General features: G+C 54.3%; 16 protein-coding genes. 10 read left to right on the top strand and 6 right to left on the bottom strand.

Annotated features, from left to right (window positions below):
- Positions 1-6 precede the first annotated feature (6 nt).
- Positions 7-1,290 carry an adenylosuccinate synthase gene (locus WC359_08290; protein ID MFA5400422.1) on the top strand — a complete coding sequence of 428 codons (1,284 nt, stop codon included), beginning with the start codon at positions 7-9 and terminating at the stop codon, positions 1,288-1,290.
- Positions 1,291-1,296: 6 nt separating this feature from the next.
- Positions 1,297-1,767 carry a DUF3795 domain-containing protein gene (locus WC359_08285; protein MFA5400421.1) on the top strand — a complete coding sequence of 157 codons (471 nt, stop codon included), beginning with the start codon at positions 1,297-1,299 and terminating at the stop codon, positions 1,765-1,767.
- Between the two features lie 67 nt (positions 1,768-1,834).
- Here the strand turns inward: WC359_08285 and dapA are convergent, their stop codons facing one another.
- Genes dapA through rpsO form a run of 5 tightly spaced genes read right to left on the bottom strand, consistent with a single transcriptional unit; the run spans position 1,835 to position 7,178 of the window.
- A complete protein-coding gene (gene dapA, locus WC359_08280) occupies positions 1,835-2,728 on the bottom strand; it encodes a 4-hydroxy-tetrahydrodipicolinate synthase (protein MFA5400420.1) in 894 nt (297 codons plus the stop codon).
- Positions 2,729-2,743: 15 nt separating this feature from the next.
- Entirely contained in the window at positions 2,744-3,790 is a 1,047-nt protein-coding gene (locus WC359_08275; GenBank protein ID MFA5400419.1) for an aspartate-semialdehyde dehydrogenase, read from the bottom strand.
- Position 3,791: 1 nt separating this feature from the next.
- Positions 3,792-4,595: a 4-hydroxy-tetrahydrodipicolinate reductase gene (gene dapB, locus WC359_08270; protein ID MFA5400418.1), complete on the bottom strand. Its 804-nt coding sequence runs from the start codon at positions 4,593-4,595 to the stop codon at positions 3,792-3,794.
- Positions 4,596-4,644: 49 nt separating this feature from the next.
- Positions 4,645-6,867, bottom strand: a complete 2,223-nt coding sequence (locus WC359_08265; protein ID MFA5400417.1) for a polyribonucleotide nucleotidyltransferase — start codon at positions 6,865-6,867, stop codon at positions 4,645-4,647.
- A 23-nt stretch (positions 6,868-6,890) separates the two neighbouring features.
- Positions 6,891-7,178, bottom strand: a complete 288-nt coding sequence (rpsO, locus tag WC359_08260; GenBank protein ID MFA5400416.1) for a 30S ribosomal protein S15 — start codon at positions 7,176-7,178, stop codon at positions 6,891-6,893.
- A gap of 108 nt (positions 7,179-7,286) precedes the next feature.
- Between rpsO and dnaX the strand changes: the two genes are divergently transcribed.
- From dnaX to recO, 4 genes are read left to right on the top strand one after another with little or no spacing between them, the layout of a single operon-like run.
- The gene (gene dnaX / locus WC359_08255; GenBank protein ID MFA5400415.1) at positions 7,287-8,972 is read left to right on the top strand and encodes a DNA polymerase III subunit gamma/tau; all 1,686 of its coding nucleotides are present in this window, start codon (positions 7,287-7,289) and stop codon (positions 8,970-8,972) included.
- Positions 8,969-9,274 carry a YbaB/EbfC family nucleoid-associated protein gene (locus WC359_08250; protein MFA5400414.1) on the top strand — a complete coding sequence of 102 codons (306 nt, stop codon included), beginning with the start codon at positions 8,969-8,971 and terminating at the stop codon, positions 9,272-9,274. Before dnaX ends, WC359_08250 begins: the two co-directional genes overlap by 4 nt.
- Positions 9,275-9,298: 24 nt before the next feature.
- Positions 9,299-9,898, top strand: coding sequence for a recombination mediator RecR (gene recR / locus WC359_08245; protein MFA5400413.1), 600 nt, complete (start codon positions 9,299-9,301; stop codon positions 9,896-9,898).
- Positions 9,899-9,905: 7 nt separating this feature from the next.
- Positions 9,906-10,715, top strand: a complete 810-nt coding sequence (gene recO / locus WC359_08240) for a DNA repair protein RecO (GenBank protein MFA5400412.1) — start codon at positions 9,906-9,908, stop codon at positions 10,713-10,715.
- 5 nt (positions 10,716-10,720) lie between these two features.
- On the opposite strand, the gene WC359_08235 is transcribed toward recO, so the two are convergent.
- Positions 10,721-12,301 carry a DUF2322 family protein gene (locus WC359_08235; GenBank protein MFA5400411.1) on the bottom strand — a complete coding sequence of 527 codons (1,581 nt, stop codon included), beginning with the start codon at positions 12,299-12,301 and terminating at the stop codon, positions 10,721-10,723.
- Positions 12,302-12,523: 222 nt separating this feature from the next.
- Here WC359_08235 and WC359_08230 point away from each other — a divergent pair, with 222 nt between their 5' ends.
- Genes WC359_08230 through WC359_08215 form a run of 4 tightly spaced genes read left to right on the top strand, consistent with a single transcriptional unit; the run spans position 12,524 to position 17,894 of the window.
- Positions 12,524-13,987 (top strand): AAA family ATPase, encoded by a 1,464-nt coding sequence (locus WC359_08230; protein MFA5400410.1) that lies wholly within the window; start codon positions 12,524-12,526, stop codon positions 13,985-13,987.
- Entirely contained in the window at positions 13,984-15,237 is a 1,254-nt protein-coding gene (locus WC359_08225) for an adenosylhomocysteinase (protein ID MFA5400409.1), read from the top strand. Before WC359_08230 ends, WC359_08225 begins: the two co-directional genes overlap by 4 nt.
- A 17-nt stretch (positions 15,238-15,254) precedes the next feature.
- Positions 15,255-16,466 carry a methionine adenosyltransferase gene (gene metK / locus WC359_08220; protein MFA5400408.1) on the top strand — a complete coding sequence of 404 codons (1,212 nt, stop codon included), beginning with the start codon at positions 15,255-15,257 and terminating at the stop codon, positions 16,464-16,466.
- A gap of 3 nt (positions 16,467-16,469) precedes the next feature.
- Positions 16,470-17,894, top strand: coding sequence for a phosphoglucomutase/phosphomannomutase family protein (locus tag WC359_08215; protein MFA5400407.1), 1,425 nt, complete (start codon positions 16,470-16,472; stop codon positions 17,892-17,894).
- The last annotated feature ends 2 nt before the right edge of the window (positions 17,895-17,896 follow it).

Here is a 17,896-nt window from a genome sequence, read left to right as displayed (position 1 = left end):
AATAAAATGTCTGTTGTAGCTGTTATTGGCGCCCAGTGGGGCGACGAAGGCAAAGGTAAAATTGTGGACCTTCTGGCCGAGAAGGCGGATGCCGTTATTCGTTTTTCCGGCGGCGATAACGCCGGCCATACAGTGATCAATCCGGGGGGCGAATTCAAACTGCATATCGTGCCATCAGGCATCTTTTATCAGCGCACGGCCTGCATCATAGGCAATGGCGTCGTCATCAATCCCAGGGTACTGCTGGAAGAGATCGACAGCCTTAAAGCCAGGGGGATCGATACCGGCAACCTGCATATCAGCGACCGCGCACATCTGATCATGCCCTGGCATATCCTGCTCGACAGGCTGGATGAGGAGAAACGAGGGGCTTCAGCTATAGGTACGACGGGAAAAGGCATCGGTCCTGCCTTCTCAGATAAAACCGCCCGTAAGGGTATACGAACCTGTGATATCATCGATGCCTCCATGTTCCGGTCAAGGCTGGCCAGCCTTCTTGAATCTAAAAATGAGCTGCTGACCAGGCTCTATAATGCTGAGGCTTTGGATTTCAACGAGGTCTTTAATGAGTATTCCACCTACGCTGAGCGACTGATACCCTATATCAAGGACACCACCGCCATGATCGGCGACCTCCTGGAGCGCGGCTGCAATATCGTGCTCGAAGGCGCACAGGGCACTATGCTGGATACCGATTTCGGCTCATATCCTTTTGTCACCTCGTCATCCCCGCTGGCCGCAGGCGCCTGCATGGGCTCAGGCATCAGCCCGCGCAGGATTGACCGCGTTGTCGGGATTTTTAAAGCCTATACTACCCGGGTGGGTGGCGGCCCTATGCCCACCGAGCTCAAAGATGAGGTCGGCGAGTATATCAGGCAACGTGCCCACGAGTATGGGACCACAACGGGAAGAGCGCGACGCTGCGGATGGTTTGATGCAGTGGTAGGACGCTACAGCACCAATCTCAACGGCTTTTCCAGCGGCATACTGACACGCCTGGACGTGCTTGATGAGATGGATACCGTGAAAATATGTGTGGGCTATAAAATCGGTGGTAAGACGGTAAACCATTTCCCGGCTGATGCGGCGGCGCTCGAAAGCTGCACTCCTGTATACGAAGAATTACCCGGCTGGAAGGTTGGTACCAGCAACGCCCGCAAGGCGAGGGAGCTGCCGCGTAACGCCCGCAGGTACGTCAGGCGCCTCGAGGAGCTCATCGGCTGCCGCTTCCACGTTATCTCCATTGGTCCCCGCCGCGAGCAGAGCATCGTTATTAAAAACGTAATCTGATGTGCTGTGATTAATAATAGTCAGCTGACATCTTATTGCGGCCTGTATTGCAAAGACTGTATTCCGTCAAAGGCAGCGCTTTATAACCTTGCAGCCCGTCTTGAAGCTATTCTGGCCGAGCTGAAGTTTGATAAATACGCCGCGTTAAAAGCCGGCCAGACCTACTGGTCGGAGTCCAATGCAGCATTCAAAGACTATCACCGCTTCATCGACGTTCTTCAGGCCATACGCGGACTGAAATGCAAGGCTATCTGCCGGGAGGGGGGCGGTTGGAAGGGAGAGCGTTGCATGATTAGGAATTGCGCAATCGAAAAGGGCCTCGCCGGATGCTGGGACTGCGCAGAATACAAAGCCTGCCGGCATCTGGAGCCCCTGCTCAAATTCCATCCCAATCTCGCTTACCACCTGGAACTGATCAGGCGTGAGGGGATCGATAAATGGGCTACCAAACGCAAAGGGCATTATCCCTGGTCCTGATTATCGGATTCCCAGCATGCCAGTGTGCCATGCCGGCCAGGCCCTGAGGTTTCTTCTTCAACCGGGCCTATTTGAGCGGCAGGTCTATTGTGTATCTCTTGAGCGTTTGCTCGATGGCGGCCCGTGTTTTCTCGTCCGGCACGACCAGCGGCAGGCGCGGTCTGCCGACCCTGAATCCCAGGTAGTTCAACGCATATTTTATTGGCATAGGGCTGCCTATCATGAACATGGTATTAACCAGCGGAATGAAGCTGCGGTGCAGCCTGGCCGATTCCTTAATTTTGCCGGCTAGGCAAAGGTCCATCATTTTTTTATACTGAACGCCCACCAGGTGCGTGATCACACCGATCACTCCATAGCCGCCCAAATTCAAAATAGGAAAGGTATCGGCGTCATTGCCGCTATATACCATGAAATCGCTGCTCACTCCATTGATGATGCGGGCGATCTGCCCGAAATCTGCGCTGGCCTCCTTGATACCCACGATATTATCTATCTTGCTCAGCTTGATGGTCGTATCGGCGGACAGGTTGGTGATAGTCCGGGAGGGCACATTGTATATAATACAGGGTAACCGGGTCGAGTCAGCGATGGCCTTGAAGTGCTGATAGAGCCCGTCCTGGTTCGGCTTATTGTAATAAGGAACTGTCAGCAGGCAGGCATCCACTCCCATTTTCTCTGCCTTATGAGTCAGCTCGATGCTCTCCTGTGTGTTGTAGTTGCCCGTGCCAGCCACGATCGTAGTCTTTTTGCCGGCAATCGTCCTTATCTCAGCAAACAGCCTGAGCTTTTCCTCGGCGGTGAGCGTAGGGCTTTCACCGGTAGTGCCGGACACTACCAGTCCATCGCTTCCGGATTCGAGCAGGGCCTTAGCCAGCTTTTTTGCCTGTATGTAATCAACCTGACCCTTAGCATTGAAGGGTGTTACCATGGCTGTCAGCAAACGTCCGAACTTCTTCATCTCGTCCTCCGCCGACTACTTATTATTGTTTTGACTCTTGACCCAACTGTTCCTGGCGGCCTCTTCCGCTATCTGGACAGCATTGAGGGCAGCGCCCTTGCGGATATTATCGGCCACTACCCACATCACCAGGCCGTTAAGATAGGAGGCGTCGGACCTAATTCTTCCCACATAAACGTCGTCAGTGCCGGCTGTCAGCCAGGGCTGCGGGTACAGGCTCACATTGGGATCGTCAAGCACTTTCACACCGGGCGCCTTGCTCAATATGGAACGCGCTTCCTCGGGCGACATATATTCGGTAAATTCCACCTGCAGGGCCTCACTGTGGCTGATGAAAACGGGCACGCGGACGCAGGTGGCTGATATGGCAATGCTCTCCGCATGCATTATCTTTCGTGTCTCCTCGACCATCTTCCATTCTTCCTTGGTATAGCCGTTCTCCAGGAATACATCGATCTCCGGCAGCAGATTGAAGGCTATCTGGTGTGAATAGACATGCGGAACTACATTGCCGCCATCCAGCACTACCTTGGCCTGCTTGGTCAATTCTTCCACAGCAGCGATACCCGTTCCTGAAACCGACTGGTAAGTCGCCACTGTGACACGCTTGATAGGATTGACTTTGTGCAAAGGGTTCAAAGCCACCACCATCTGAATGGTTGAGCAGTTCGGATTGGCTATGATGCCTCTGTGCTTCTTAATATCTTCCGCGTTGACCTCAGGCACTACCAGCGGCACGCGGGTATCCATGCGCCAGGCTGCGCTGTTATCGATGACCAGTGCTCCCGCCTTGGCTGCCATCGGGGCGAAGTGTTTGCTTATTTCGGATCCAGCTGAAAAAAGCGCGATATCGACGTTGTCGAAAGAGTCAGCGGCGGTTTCTTTGACCACCATCTCCTGGTGGCCGGCATAAACCTTCCTGCCGGCCGATCGGTCGGAGGCATAGAGCTGCAGCGAGGCCATCGGAAATTTACGCTGAAGCAGGACCTTGATGAACTCCTGCCCCACCATGCCGGTGGCTCCCACTATAGCTACATGATACCCGTTATTACTGTTGTTCATATCAGTCTCCCAAATTTAGCAGTACATCCAGGCCGTAAACCAGACCGTGACGCTTGATTACCTCCTTGATTGCAAGAATCACGCCCGGCATAAAACTTTCCCTGCTGATCGCATCATGTCTGATCGACAGCGTCTGTCCCAGCGCTCCGAATATGACCTCCTGACTGGCGACCAGACCGGGCAGCCTGACGCTGTGTATGGATATACCTTCAGACTGACCGCCCCTCGTGCCCTTCAGAGTTTCTTTCTCCGATACAAAGCTTACGAAAGGCTTACCATGCGCACCTATCATGGCCCTGGCTGTTGCCAGAGCGGTTCCTGAAGGCGCGTCAAGCTTTCTGTCGTGGTGAAGTTCGATAATCTCCGCGTTATCAAAATACCTTGATGCGATCCTGGCCAGATGTATCATTATCACAGCGCCGATGGCATAGTTGGCCGCTACCACAGCGCCTTTCTTATGAGCTTGCGCCAAACGATCGATCTCCTTCAGATCCGCTTCGCTTAAGCCGGTTGTGCCCATAACCAGGTTGGCGCCGTTCTTAAGCGCCAGCCTCGCTGCGCCCATGGCTGCCTCAGGCACGGTGAAATCCACTACCACCTGAGGGTGATACATCTCGATGAGCGATGTTAAATTTGTGTGCAGGGGCACCTTCTTCGATAACTTTGGCAGGATCAAATGGTCCCGGTCCGCCTTGATATCAGCGGCACAGGTCAACTCCAAGGCTGTCTCAGCGCTTACAGCGTCTATTACCTGCTGCCCCATCTTGCCTAAAGCCCCATTCACCGCTACTTTAATTTTAGACATCTCACTATCCTCTGCCTTTTAGGCCGCTCAGGCCACGGCCGGTATTGACTTAGCCAGGCCTGCGGGGATGGCTTCTCGGCTCATCCCTGCGCCCTCGCGGAGACATACCCGGTCTCGGCGATCCGCTGTGTGAACTGGGCGGTACCGGAGGCCCATTCTGCGATGCCGGCTTGTCAGCCGCAGCGCCGGCCTGATCGTTAAAAACTGCTTTACGCGAAAGATTTATGCGTCCCAGCCGATCGATCTCGGTCACCTTGACCATAATCTCGTCACCGATCTTAACAACGTCTTCTACACGTGCTACATGATGGTCAGCAAGCTCACTGATATGTACCAGCCCTTCCTTGCCCGGCAGTACCTCGACAAATGCGCCGAAATTCTGTATCCTGCTAACCTTGCCAGTGTAGATGGCCCCCACCTCTACGTCCTGCGTGAGGCCCTCTACTTTGCGAATAGCCGCCTGGGCCGATTCCTCACTGGCCGAGCCGATGACTACGGTGCCGTCATTCGACACCTCTATAGTGGTCTTGGTCTCTTCGATGATGGCCTTGATGTTCTTGCCACCCGGCCCTATCAGAGCCCCTATCTTGGACGGATCAATTGTTATCTTGTACATACGTGGCGCATACTTGCTCAGGTTAGGACGCACTTCAGGTATGGCCGCCTTTAAGACATCCAGGATCACCTGGTGCGCCTCCCTGGCCTGCAGCGTTGCCATGGCCAGCACCTCATGCGAAACGCCCTGCAGCTTGATATCAAGCTGGATAGCGGTGATGCCGTTGACGGTGCCGGCTACCTTATAGTCCATATCGCCGTAAAAATCTTCTATTCCCTCGATATCAGTGAGCACGATATAGTTGCCCGGGTTGTCCTTATCCGTTACAAGTCCCATGGCTATGCCCGCCACCGGGGCCTTAATGGGGACACCCGCATCCATTAACGATAAGGTCGAGGCACAGACGCTGCCCATAGACGTGCTGCCGTTGGAGCTGAGCACCTCGGACACCAGCCGGATAGTATAGGCGAAATCCTTCTCGTCAGGTATGACCGCGACCAGCGCCTTCTCCGCCAGTGCGCCATGCCCGATCTCCCGTCTCCCCGTAGAGCCCATCCTTTTGACCTCGCCGGTGGAATAGGGAGGGAAATTATAATGGTGCATAAAGCGCTTGCTATCCTCCAGGCCGAGATCGTCCACCGTTTTAGCCTGGCCCAGTGAGCCCAGCGTTGTGATGGTCAGCACCTGGGTCTGCCCGCGTGAGAACAGCCCCGATCCATGCGTGCGCGGCAGCAGTGCGACCTCGGCACTGAGGGGACGTACCTGCTTGATATCGCGCCCATCGACGTGCTTCTGTTCCCGCAGTATCTTGGCCCTGCAGGTCTTTTTCAACACTTCCTCGATGGCAGCTCCGATCTCATACTCTGCGTACGTTTCCTTCAATTTCTCGACGGCTTCCTTTTTAATAACATCGAATTCAGACTGCCGTTGATCCCTATTTGCGCTATTCAAAGCAGCTGACATCCTTTGGCCATAATCCGAGTTGATAGCGCTCAATAGGTCGGGATTGATGCTGAATCCCTCGATCTCCAGCTTGGGCTTGCCTATAGCTTTGCGTAGATCGTCCTGCAGGCGGATGAGCTTCTGGTTCTCCTCATGTGCAATCCTGAGCGCCTCGATATAAATGGCGGGATCGATTTCCCTGCAGCCTGCCTCCACCATTACGATGTTATCGCGGCTGCTGGCAACCACCAGGTCGAGCACGCTGTCGTTCATCTGTGGAAGAAGGGGATTGAGCACCATCTTCCCATCGATATAGCCGACCCTGGTTGCGCCAATGGGGCCGTAGAACGGTATATCTGAGATTGTCAGAGCGGCCGATGCGCCGATGACAGCCAGCACGTCAGGATCGTTCTCCTGATCGGTGGACAGCACGGTCACCACCACCTGGACATCGTTGGGGAGGCTCTTCAGGAAGAGCGGGCGTATCGAGCGGTCGCACAGGCGCGCAGCCAGAGTGGCCTGTTCGCCCGGCCGCCCCTCGCGCCGTAAAAAACTGCCCGGGATCTTGCCCACGGCATAGTGGCGTTCCTCGTAATCAACAGTGAGTCGGACGAAATCGCTGTTCTCTTTAGCTTCCTCACTGATACATGCTGTGACAAGGACGACCGTATCACCGTAATGAACTACAACAGCGCTGTCTGCCTGTTGAGCAAGCTTGCCGCTTTCGATGACAAGTTCCCTGTCCCCAATGTTACACTTAAAACTCTGGGACATTACAAAAACCCTCTATTCTATATTTATTTGCGTAATCCAAGCTTGCCGATGAGGGTCCTGTAGCGGTTGATGTCTTCCCTGCTCAGATAAGCCAACAGCCGCCTGCGCCTCCCGATAAGCCTGAGAAGAGACCGACGTGTATGCTGATCGTGAGAATGGTCTTTCAGATGCGTCGATAGCTGGTTGATCCTTTCGGTCAAGACCGCCACCTGCACATCGGAAGAGCCCGTATCTTTCTCGTTTATTGCATAGCTCTTCATTATTGCCTGTTTCTTTTCCTTGTCCAATGCCTTACTCCTGTAAAACTCTATAACGCAAAATTATAGCACAGCAGGACAACCATTGCATCACAGCCCGAGTGTACTTTAAGCGTCAATACGGTTTTAGCCGCCGCTGGGTTGGGGTATAATAACTGCACAATGACCTCCCAGGTTTTCTACCGCAAATGGCGTCCCCAGTCATTCAATGAAGTAGCCGGGCAGGAGCACGTTGTCCAGACCCTGCGCAATGCTATTAAGAGCAGCCGCATCGCCCATGCCTACCTGTTCTGCGGCCCGCGCGGCAGCGGCAAGACCAGCACCGCCCGCATTCTGGCCAAGGCGGTCAACTGCCGTGAACCCATCGACGGCGAACCCTGCAACTCCTGCGATTCCTGCCTGGCCATCAATAAGGGCAGCGCGCTGGATATCATCGAGATCGATGAGGCCAGCAACCGTGGCATTGACGATATGAACGACCTCAAGGAAAGGGTCAACTACTCTCCCAATATCCTGCGTTACAAGGTTTATATTATCGACGAGGTACACATGATAACCCGGGAAGGCGCCAATGCTTTCCTTAAGACTCTGGAGGAGCCGCCGCCACATGTCATTTTCATCCTTGCGACAACCGATCCGCATAAAATAATCTCCACAATCACTTCCCGCTGCCAGCGCTTTGATTTCCATCGTCTGTCCAGCATCGCCGTTATCTCACGCCTGACACATATCTGCGCAAAAGAGGGCATAGAGATAGAGCCCGAGGCGCTCAAACTGGTGGCCAAGGTAACTACGGGCAGCCTGCGGGATGCGACCAATCTGCTGGAGCAGCTCATCACCTATTACGGCAATAAAATCAGCCTGGCTCAGGCGCAGGCCATGCTGGGCATCAGCGGTGACCTGCGCATACGCGAACTGGCGCGTTGTATTATTGCCATGGACGTATCCGCGGGACTTAAGGTAATCAACGCCGTCGCCGGAGAGGGCCTGGACCTACGACAGTTTAACCGCGAGCTGGTGGATTACTTGCGTCAGCTTCTGCTGGCTAAATCAGGCTCTGCCGACATGATTGACGCCACATCTGATGACTTTGCCGAGATGCAGAAGATTGCCGGAGGAACAACACTCGATTACCTGCTTAATGCTATCAAGCTCTTCAGCAGCGTCGACCTGCGCATGGACACCTATTCTCCCCTGCCTCTCGAGCTTGCTCTCGTGGAAAGTGTCGTCTCGCAGCACGTAAGGGACAAATCCGCCAATACAAACCAGCCGTCCGGCAGGGAATGGCCGTCATCCCGTCCCGCCGCACCAACTCTAAGGATTAACCGCCCGCCCGAGCAGGCACGTCCGGCCAGCCTGGTGAGCAGGCCCCATAAAGTTGCTGAGTCACCGACGCCACCCTCCACTCCCCAGGCCCAGACATCTGATCCGGTCGACCAGCACCGCCTTTCGGAGCCCCTCAAGATGGATGACCCCAATGATTTAAGGTATTTACAGGAGCACTGGAAGGATTTCATTAATTCCATGCGCGGGGAAGGTTCGGGGGGCAACCTCGACGCCCGCCTGCGCCACGCCTGCGAGCCTGTGGAAATCAAGGGCGGCAATCTGGTTTTGGGTTTCTATCACGATTTCCATAAAAGCTATATAGATAATCGCAAATACCTGCATATCATCGAAAAGAAGCTCAAAGAGGTTTTCGGCCACACATATACAGTAACCTGCATCCTTATGCAACAGGGTGGAGCTAAATCCGATCTGAAGCCGGCCAGCAGTAACCACCTGGTGGAGGCGGCCCTGAGCATGGGAGCCAGGATCGTCGAAGATAACGCTGAAACGGAGGGGAAATGAGTCAATTTAACCTGCGGCAGATACAGGAATTGCAAGCCAAAATGCTCAAGGCCCAGGAGGAATTGGGCAGCACCAATTTGGAAGTTACAGCCGGTGGAGGCGCCATAAAAATTGTTATAAACGGACATCAGCAATTTCAGTCGATCACCATATCACCCGAGGTCGTCAATCCTGAAGATGTGGATTTTTTACAGGACCTGGTGCTGGCTGCCTGCAATGAAGCTGTGCAAAAATCGCAGGAATTAGCTACACAGAATATGAGCAAGCTGACAGGCGGGCTCAAGATTCCGGGGCTGATGTAGGAGCGATATTTGAATCCCGATTTCCTGCCCTCCGCCCGGCCCATATCAAGGCTTATTGAAGAGCTGAACAGGCTTCCGGGTATAGGACCAAAGAGCGCCCAGCGCCTGGCCTATCACCTGCTGCAGGCGCCGCCCGAAAGAACCCGCGACCTCGCTGAAGCCATAATTGCCGTAAAACAGAATCTCAGGCTGTGCTCTACCTGCCTCAATATAACGGATACCGATCCCTGTGGGATATGCGCGGACGGAACAAGAGACCTGACCAGGATCTGCGTGGTGGAGGAGCCGATTGATATCTTGCCGCTGGAGCGCACTAAAAAGTTCCGGGGCCTCTACCACGTATTGCACGGTGTGATATCACCCGGCGACGGCATCAAGCCCGAGGACCTGCATATACGAGAACTGCTGGACCGCCTGAATTCCAGCAGTATAATCGAGGTTATACTGGCCACCAATCCAAACGCAGAGGGAGAGGCCACTTCGATGTACATTCAGCGGCTGGTCTCCCCCCTGGGCATCAGGGTCACCCGGCTGGCACGAGGCCTCCCTTTCGGTGGTGACCTCGAATATGCCGATGATGTCACGCTCAGCCGCGCCCTGGAAGGGCGGCAGGAGATGAGTTAGCGTACCCATGGCCGCGCGGGTTTACCGTACTACCGGCATCATCATAAAGCGTTATAAATTCGGTGAGGCCGACAGGCTTCTCACTATCTTCACCGCAGACCACGGCAAGGTGAGGGCCATTGCCAAAGGGGCAATGCGGCCCGGCAGCAAACTGGGAGGCAATGTCGAGCTGCTCGCACACAGCCAACTGATGCTGTCGCGCGGCCGCAACCTTGACATCGTTACGCAGGCACAGGCGCTGGACATCTTCCTTCCCATGCGCGACAGCCTTGAGCTTATGTCCTGCGGCTTTTACCTTTCGGAACTGGTAGACAGTTTTATCGAAGAGAACGTCGAAGACCGGGAGATGTTCGAATTGTTCCTCGATACTTTGAGGCGGCTGGCGGAAACGGGGGATGGGCAACGCATGGTACAGTTCTTTGAACTGCGCCTGCTGGATCACCTGGGTTACACCCCACAGCTTCAAAAATGCGCCAACTGCAACAGGATACTCCAGCCGGAACCGAACTACTTTAATCCGGCACAGGGCGGCGTGCTCTGCCGGGAGTGCGGCTATTCCGATATGTCGGCAAAAACTATATCGTTAAATGCGCAGAAGGTTCTGCGCCTCTGGCAGCGTAGCGACATCGCCACCGCCGGGCGGGTAAAGCTCAGCGCCGAGCTGGCCAGGGAGATAAAGGGCATACTGCGTGAAAACGTGCGCTATTTGCTGGACAAGCAACTTAAATCGATTGAGTGGCTGGACAGGTTGGCAGGAGACAGTAGCTTAAACGGTTATAAGACAGTAACAGACAATTCCAACGGCAGCCAGGCGTAGACCGCCTATGGCCATTTCTCGATTGTTCCCAGATAATCGTCCAGTACCTCGGCCCGCCGTATCTGACGCACCTTGCCCCCGGAAGTAGCCAGCAGCTCCGCGCAGCGCAGCTTCCCGTTATACTGGAAGCCCATGGCATAGCCGTGTGCGCCGGCGTCATGAATTATCAGGACGTCGCCCGGCACAACCTCCGGCAGCGGACGGTTCACAGCGAATTTGTCGTTGTTCTCGCAAAGTGAGCCTGTTACATCGTACACGCGGTCTTTAGGCTGATTTTCTTTGCCCAGCACCGTTATATGGTGGTACGCGCCGTACAGTGCAGGTCGCATCAGGTTGGCCATGCACGCGTCCAATCCCACGAATTCCTTATATTTCCGCGAAACATGCCGTACCCTCGATACCAGGAACCCGTGAGGGCCGGTGATGGCCCTGCCGCATTCGGTAACTATCCGCACCGGGCTTAAACCCATGTCTCGAATATATTTCTTGTAGGCGGTGCTAATACGGGCGGAGACCTTGTTCAGGTCGATGGCAGGCTGCTCGGGTTTGTAGGGAATGCCGAACCCGCCGCCCAGGTTGATAAAATCGAACTTTATACCTGTATCGTGGTTTATCATCGCAGCCAGCTTGAAGAGCATCACCGCCGTTTCCTCCAGGTATTGCTCATCCAGCATATTGGAGACGACCATGGTGTGTAGACCGAATCTTTCCGCACCCAGTTCCATGGCCTTGATATAGGCGCCCTGAATCTGCTTGGTGGTAACGCCGTATTTGGCCTCCCGGGGATCGCCGATGAAATCGTTGCCTTTCCTCAACGGTCCCGGGTTATACCTGAAACAGATCAGTCCGGGCATCCCGGCGTTCTTATCCAGGTAGCCGATATGTGATGTATCATCCAGATTGATAATGGCGCCGAGTTGTTTTGCTTTAATATATTCCTCAGCCGGCGTATCGTTGGAGGTGAACATGATGTCCTCGCCTCTCAACCCCAGCTTCTCAGCAATAACAAGCTCCGCCAGGGAGCTGCAGTCGGCCCCGAAGCCCTCCCCCTTTAAAATATTTACGATGTGCGGATTGGGGCACGCTTTTACAGCGAAGTAGTTCCTGTATCCCGGCTTCACCCAGGCAAAGGCCTTTTTATACGCCCCGGCTGTTTCCCTGATGCCCTGCTCATCATAAATGTAAAAGGGCGTCGGGTATTTTCTCAGCGCTTCAGGCAGTACCTTCATAATACGCCCGGACACCTGCTTGCAGGACTCGCGGCGTATGATATCGCACCTGGCGGCCTGCTTCGAGCGGGCGATGCTTTCCAACCTTTCTATCTCAGGATGTTTGCCGGGGCTCCTCTTTGCCTCATCTCTCAGAGTATTCCCGTATACAGCCAGCCCTTTTTCAGCTCCTTCCGCATTGATATAACCGTCATTGGAGGCGATAGCCGTGTAAATTTGAAGCGAGGCCTCCTTTCCTTTTGTGTTCTGTATAACGCCGCCGTTTGAGCCGTAAATCCTTATACTTTCTAAAGCGGCGGGATTAACGCGCAGCGCGGCCAACCGCTCCCGAAACAGTCTCATTTCGTCACTCTTCATTTCTTTCTCACTGGCGCCCTGATAACGGTTGAATTATAACTTATCCGGCCTGTTTGATGCCTCTCCATACGGCCACGATGATGATCACGCGTGAAAAAGACGAGTAAAACTGCTACAATATCACGCGTTATGCCGTCAAAATTTCCTCCTTATGTACAGGCGCTGTTAAATCCCTCGACATATCCGGAACGACCAGCCGCCGTGGAGTTACAGCAGACCCAGATGTCCTTTATATTCCTCACAGGCGATTATGCATATAAGACTAAAAAGCCGGTCAATCTGGGATACCTGGATTACACCACCCTTGAGAAAAGGGAGCGCTTCTGCCGACAGGAACTGGAGTTGAACCGGCGCCTTTGCCCTGCGGCATACCTGGATGTAGTACCCATCTCTGAATCACCCGATGGGATTCGGCTCGGAGGCAAAGGCGAGGTGATTGAGTATGCGGTCAAGATGAAACAGCTTCCCCGGGACAGGATGATGGACCTGCTGCTACCACAGGACGCGGTTACCCCCGCCATGCTGGGGCAGGTGGCCGGACTGATGGCCGATTTCCACTGCCGCGCAGCCACCGGTCCTGCCATAAACGCATACGGCAGTCTGGAAGGGGTCAGAACAAACACAGACGAGAATTTTGATCAGACTATTAAATATACAGGCACACTCATTACAGAGAAATTCCACCGGCTGATCAGGGAGTATAACGATCAATTCCTGTCAGGCAATACCTCGCTTTTCAACAGCCGGGTATCCGGTGGAAAGATACGTGATTGCCACGGGGACCTGCATGCAGCGCACGTATGCTTCGCCGACGAAATATACATTTACGACTGCATCGAGTTTAACGACCGCTTCCGCTACTGCGACACGGCCTCCGAGATAGCGTTTCTTGCTATGGATATTGACCGCTACGGAAGGGGGGACCTGTCGGGCTCATTCGTCCAAAGCTACATCAATGCCAGCGGCGATCGCGAGATGGGAGCCCTTCTTGATTTCTACAAGTGCTACCGGGCGTATGTAAGGGGCAAAGTAGCCTGCTTCAAATACGACGACCCTTATCTGAAGGATAAAAAGTCGATCGTTGAGGAAGCGCAGCTTTATTTTAATCTGGCTTACAGGTACGCCTACCCCAGGCCGGTATTGATCATTACTACCGGACTTATAGGCGCCGGCAAAACGACCGCGGCGTTGGCCATAGGCCGTGGCCTGGGATGCTCCGTACTATCTTCCGATGTGATCCGAAAAGAGCTGGCCGGTATCCCGCCTTCCGAGCGGCATTACGAAGACTTTGCTTCCGGCCTGTACAGCCTGCAGTCCACGCAACAGACCTACAATGAGCTCTTCCGCAGGGCGGGCGAACAACTTAAAAAAGGGCGCTCCATAGTGCTGGATGCTTCATTCATGAAACGCTCCGACCGTCTGGCAGCCCGTCAGATTGCTGTAAAGCACGGCGCAGCCTTCCTGGCGGTGGAGTGCGTCGCCCCGGATGAGACCATCAGGCAACGGCTGGAGGAAAGAAGCCGGGCCGGGTCAGTGTCGGATGGGCGCTGGGAGATATTTGCAGATATAAAAAGAGAATATGATCCGGTGACCGAGCTATCGCCGGACGAGCACCTGATACTTGACACTGAGAGTGCATCAGGTAATATTATTGCATCGCTTTTGCAAAGGATTAATGCTTTATGAAATATGATATCAAGGACATCAAGCTGGCGGCCGAAGGCAAACTCCGCATCGAGTGGGCCGCGAATCAAATGCCTGTCTTAAAACTAATTCAGGAACGCTTCTCCAGGCAGAAACCATTCAAAGGCATCCGTATTTCGGGTTGCCTGCATATCACCACCGAGACGGCCAACCTGGCATATGCGCTCAAGGCCGGCGGCGCCGATCTGGTGCTGTGCGCGTCAAATCCCCTAAGCACGCAGGACGACGTAGCGGCTGCGCTGGTCAAGTCCGGTTTCCCCGTATTCTGTATCAAGGGGGAGGACAACAAGACCTACTATAAACACATCATGGCGGCTCTCGACCATAAGCCGCAGTTGACGATCGACGACGGCGCCGATCTGGTAAGCACTATACACCGGGAGAGTACCGGACTACTGAAGAACGTTATTGGAGGCACTGAGGAAACGACCACCGGCGTGATACGCCTTAAGAACATGGCCAGAGCAAAGAAGCTTAAATATCCAATTATCGCCGTCAACGATGCTAAGACCAAGCACTTCTTCGATAACCGGTACGGGACCGGGCAGAGTACCCTGGACGGCATTACAAGGGCTACCAATATACTCTGGGCAGGCAAGATTGTGGTGGTGGTGGGCTACGGGTATTGCGGCCGCGGCGTGGCGCATCGTGCTCAAGGGATGGGCGCCCGTATTATTATTTGCGAGATAGATCCCATCAGCGCATTGGAAGCGGCCATGGACGGCTTCCAGGTTATGCCCTTACTGGACGCCGCCGCCCTGGGTGACGTCTTTATCACACTAACGGGCAATCGACATGTAATCGACAGGCCGCACTTTGCCAGGATGAAGGACGGCGCCATCCTTGCCAACAGCGGCCACTTTAATGTGGAGATCAATATTCCAGCCCTGGGAAAAATGGCGACAGCCATCCGCCGCACCAGGCAATTCGTCGACGAATACAAACTACCTGACGGCAGGCGCATTCATTTGCTGGGCGAAGGGCGGCTGATCAACCTGGCAGCAGCCGAAGGCCATCCTGCCAGCGTCATGGACATGAGCTTTGCCAACCAGGCGCTGGGACTTGAATACCTGATAAAAAACAGGGGCAGCTTGAAACCGGATGTCTATCCGGTCCCGTTGGAGATCGACAACGAAGTCGGACGATTGAAGCTGAAATCAATGGATATTGCTATCGATAAGCTCACGCGTGAGCAGCAAAAATACCTGGAGAGCTGGGAAGAGGGGACTTAAAATCACAAGGAGCAACAATGAAAAACACGTTCATGAGATCACCCAAGTATTTCTTTACGTCTGAATCGGTCACTGAAGGGCATCCCGATAAGCTTTGCGACCAGGTCGCCGACGGTATACTCGATGCCATGATCGAGCATGACCCCAAGTCGCGTGTAGCCTGCGAAGTAGCAGTCACTATCGGCCTGGTTATCGTTCTGGGCGAGATAACTACCAAGACTTATGTCGAGATACCCGACGTAGTCAGGCGGATTGTTAAGGAAATAGGATACACCAAGCCGGAGTTCCAGTTCGACTATCAGAGCCTTGCCACCATCGTATCAATTAAAAAGCAGTCGCCTAATATCAACGCCGGCGTAAGTAAGGCCCTGGAAGTGAGAGCCGGCAGCAAGAAAGTAGACGACCTGGACCTGACCGGGGCGGGAGACCAGGGCATGATGTTCGGCTATGCCTGCAACGAGACGGCAGAGCTTATGCCGTTGCCCATCGCGCTGGCGCATAAGCTCACCCAGCGCCTGGCCGAAGCCCGAAAAAGGAGCATCATCCCCTACCTTCGGCCGGACGGCAAATCACAGGTGACCGTGGAATACAGCTATGGCAAGCCCAAAAGGATCGAGGCGGTTGTCATCGGGGCACACCATGATCCTGAACCGGATAACGAAACCATCCGTCGCGATATCATCCAGAAGGTTATCAAGCCGGTTATGCCGGCCGAGATGATGGATAAAAACACCAAGATATACGTCAACAGCGCGGGGCGTTTCGAGGTGGGGGGGCCCGTTTCCGATACCGGTTTTACAGGCCGCAAACTGCTGGTGGATACCTACGGCGGTTATGCTCGCCACGGCGGTGGCGCTTTCTCCGGCAAAGACCCTACCAAGGTTGACCGCTCGGCTACGTACATGGCGCGTTATATTGCCAAGAACTGCGTGGCTGCGGGACTGGCTGACAGGCTGGAACTGCAGGTCGCCTATTCCATCGGCGTGGCACACCCCCTCTCGGTGTCCATTGAGACCTTCGGCACCGGCAAAATCGCCGATACGGCCATACTCAAACTCATCCACAAGCATTTCGACATGCGGCCCGAAGCCATTATCAGATACTTCGATCTGCGCAGGCCCATCTATCGGGCTACTGCATCCTACGGTCATTTCGGCCGCACCGACGTGAAGTTTCCCTGGGAGAAGACGGATAAAGCCAGGATTTTAAAGGCTGAAGCGGGGATATAGATTATGGCGCCGAAGATCAAGTTCGGCACTGATGGCTGGCGGGCCGTTATTGCCGAAGACTTCACCTTTGATAACGTGCGCGCCTGCGCTCAGGGCGTTGCAGATTTTCTAAATCTCGCCGGCACGGCCAAGAGTAGTATCGTTATAGGCTATGATACCCGCTTCGGCTCCGAAGAGTTTGCAGCGGCATCGGCCGAGGTGCTGGCGGGCAACGGCATCAGGGTCTTTCTTCTACCCAGGCCGGCTCCCACACCGGTCACCAGCTACACCGTGACAGCCCTCAAGGCCGACGGCGCCATCATGATCACGGCCAGCCATAACCCGGGTAACTACAATGGTTTCAAGTACAAGGTTGCCAGCGGTTCCAGTGCACCCACCGAGATCATTTCTCAAATCGAGAAATCGGCCAACATCGCTGTCGATAAGGGGACGGTAAAGCGACTTGACCTTGGAGAAGCTCTAAAGAAGAAGCTCGTCTCGTATCACGATCCTTACCATGCTTATGAGAGGCAACTCAACCGCCTGATAAACATTGAGGCGCTCAAGAAAAACAAGCTGAAGATCGTCGTAGATTCAATGTTCGGCGCCGGCATCGGCTATTTCAAGAACCTGCTGGACGGGGGGCAGATAGAGGTACACGAGATCAACCGCATACGCAATCCCCTTTTCCCGGGTATACAGCCGGAGCCGATCAGTAAAAACCTGAGCAAGCTTGCCAGGCAGGTTATTCGGAATAATGCAGCGGTCGGATTCGCCACGGACGGGGACGCCGACCGTATCGGCATTATAGATGAGAACGGCCGTTTCATGACCACGCAGGAGGTATTCGCTCTGCTTGCCATGTATTTGCTGGACGTTCGCAAAGAGCGCGGCCCGCTGGTTAAGACACTGACTTCCACCGACATGCTCTTCCAGATTGGTGAGATGTATAACGTGCCCGTCTTCGAGGAGCAGGTGGGATTCAAATATGTGGCGCCGGTAATGATCAGGGAAAAGGCCTTGCTGGGCGGCGAAGAGAGCGGCGGCTACGGTTTCCGCGGACACATACCCGAGAGAGACGGTATGCTGGCCGGCCTGTATTTCATCGACTACATCGTCCGAACGGGCAAGTCGCCCTCGCAATTACTGGCGAGTCTGTTTAAAAAGGTCGGCCCTCATTACTACGACAGGCTGGACATACACACTACAGACGAAATCAAGCAGCAAATGTTACTGAAATTATCGACAGCATCCGTCTCTAAGATAGGAGGCCAGAAGGTTGTTAATCTGGATAAGCGGGACGGATTTCGCTATAAACTGGAGGACGGCTCCTGGCTGCTGGTACGCTTCTCCGGCACCGAGCCTCTGGTGCGTATTTACGCCGAGTGCAGTTCCATGGATGAGGTTCAAAGATTGATTCAATATGGTCAGGAGATGGTGGGGGTATGAGC

The organism is Dehalococcoidia bacterium (assembly GCA_041653995.1).
Classification (GTDB): Bacteria; Chloroflexota; Dehalococcoidia; order GIF9; family UBA5629; genus CAIMUM01.
The sequence above is the reverse complement of the archived record's forward strand: the minus strand, read 5'-3'. Positions and strand labels throughout refer to the sequence as shown.

Coding starts and splice junctions, on each gene's coding strand:
- WC359_08290 (MFA5400422.1), top strand. CDS start 7: ATGTCTGTTGTAGCTGTTATTGGCGCCCAGTGGGGCGACGAAGGCAAA.
- dapA (MFA5400420.1), bottom strand. CDS start 2,728: ATGAAGAAGTTCGGACGTTTGCTGACAGCCATGGTAACACCCTTCAAT.
- WC359_08275 (MFA5400419.1), bottom strand. CDS start 3,790: ATGAACAACAGTAATAACGGGTATCATGTAGCTATAGTGGGAGCCACC.
- dapB (MFA5400418.1), bottom strand. CDS start 4,595: ATGTCTAAAATTAAAGTAGCGGTGAATGGGGCTTTAGGCAAGATGGGG.
- WC359_08265 (MFA5400417.1), bottom strand. CDS start 6,867: ATGTCCCAGAGTTTTAAGTGTAACATTGGGGACAGGGAACTTGTCATC.
- dnaX (MFA5400415.1), top strand. CDS start 7,287: ATGACCTCCCAGGTTTTCTACCGCAAATGGCGTCCCCAGTCATTCAAT.
- WC359_08250 (MFA5400414.1), top strand. CDS start 8,969: ATGAGTCAATTTAACCTGCGGCAGATACAGGAATTGCAAGCCAAAATG.
- recO (MFA5400412.1), top strand. CDS start 9,906: ATGGCCGCGCGGGTTTACCGTACTACCGGCATCATCATAAAGCGTTAT.
- WC359_08235 (MFA5400411.1), bottom strand. CDS start 12,301: ATGAAGAGTGACGAAATGAGACTGTTTCGGGAGCGGTTGGCCGCGCTG.
- WC359_08230 (MFA5400410.1), top strand. CDS start 12,524: ATGTCCTTTATATTCCTCACAGGCGATTATGCATATAAGACTAAAAAG.
- WC359_08225 (MFA5400409.1), top strand. CDS start 13,984: ATGAAATATGATATCAAGGACATCAAGCTGGCGGCCGAAGGCAAACTC.
- metK (MFA5400408.1), top strand. CDS start 15,255: ATGAAAAACACGTTCATGAGATCACCCAAGTATTTCTTTACGTCTGAA.
- WC359_08215 (MFA5400407.1), top strand. CDS start 16,470: ATGGCGCCGAAGATCAAGTTCGGCACTGATGGCTGGCGGGCCGTTATT.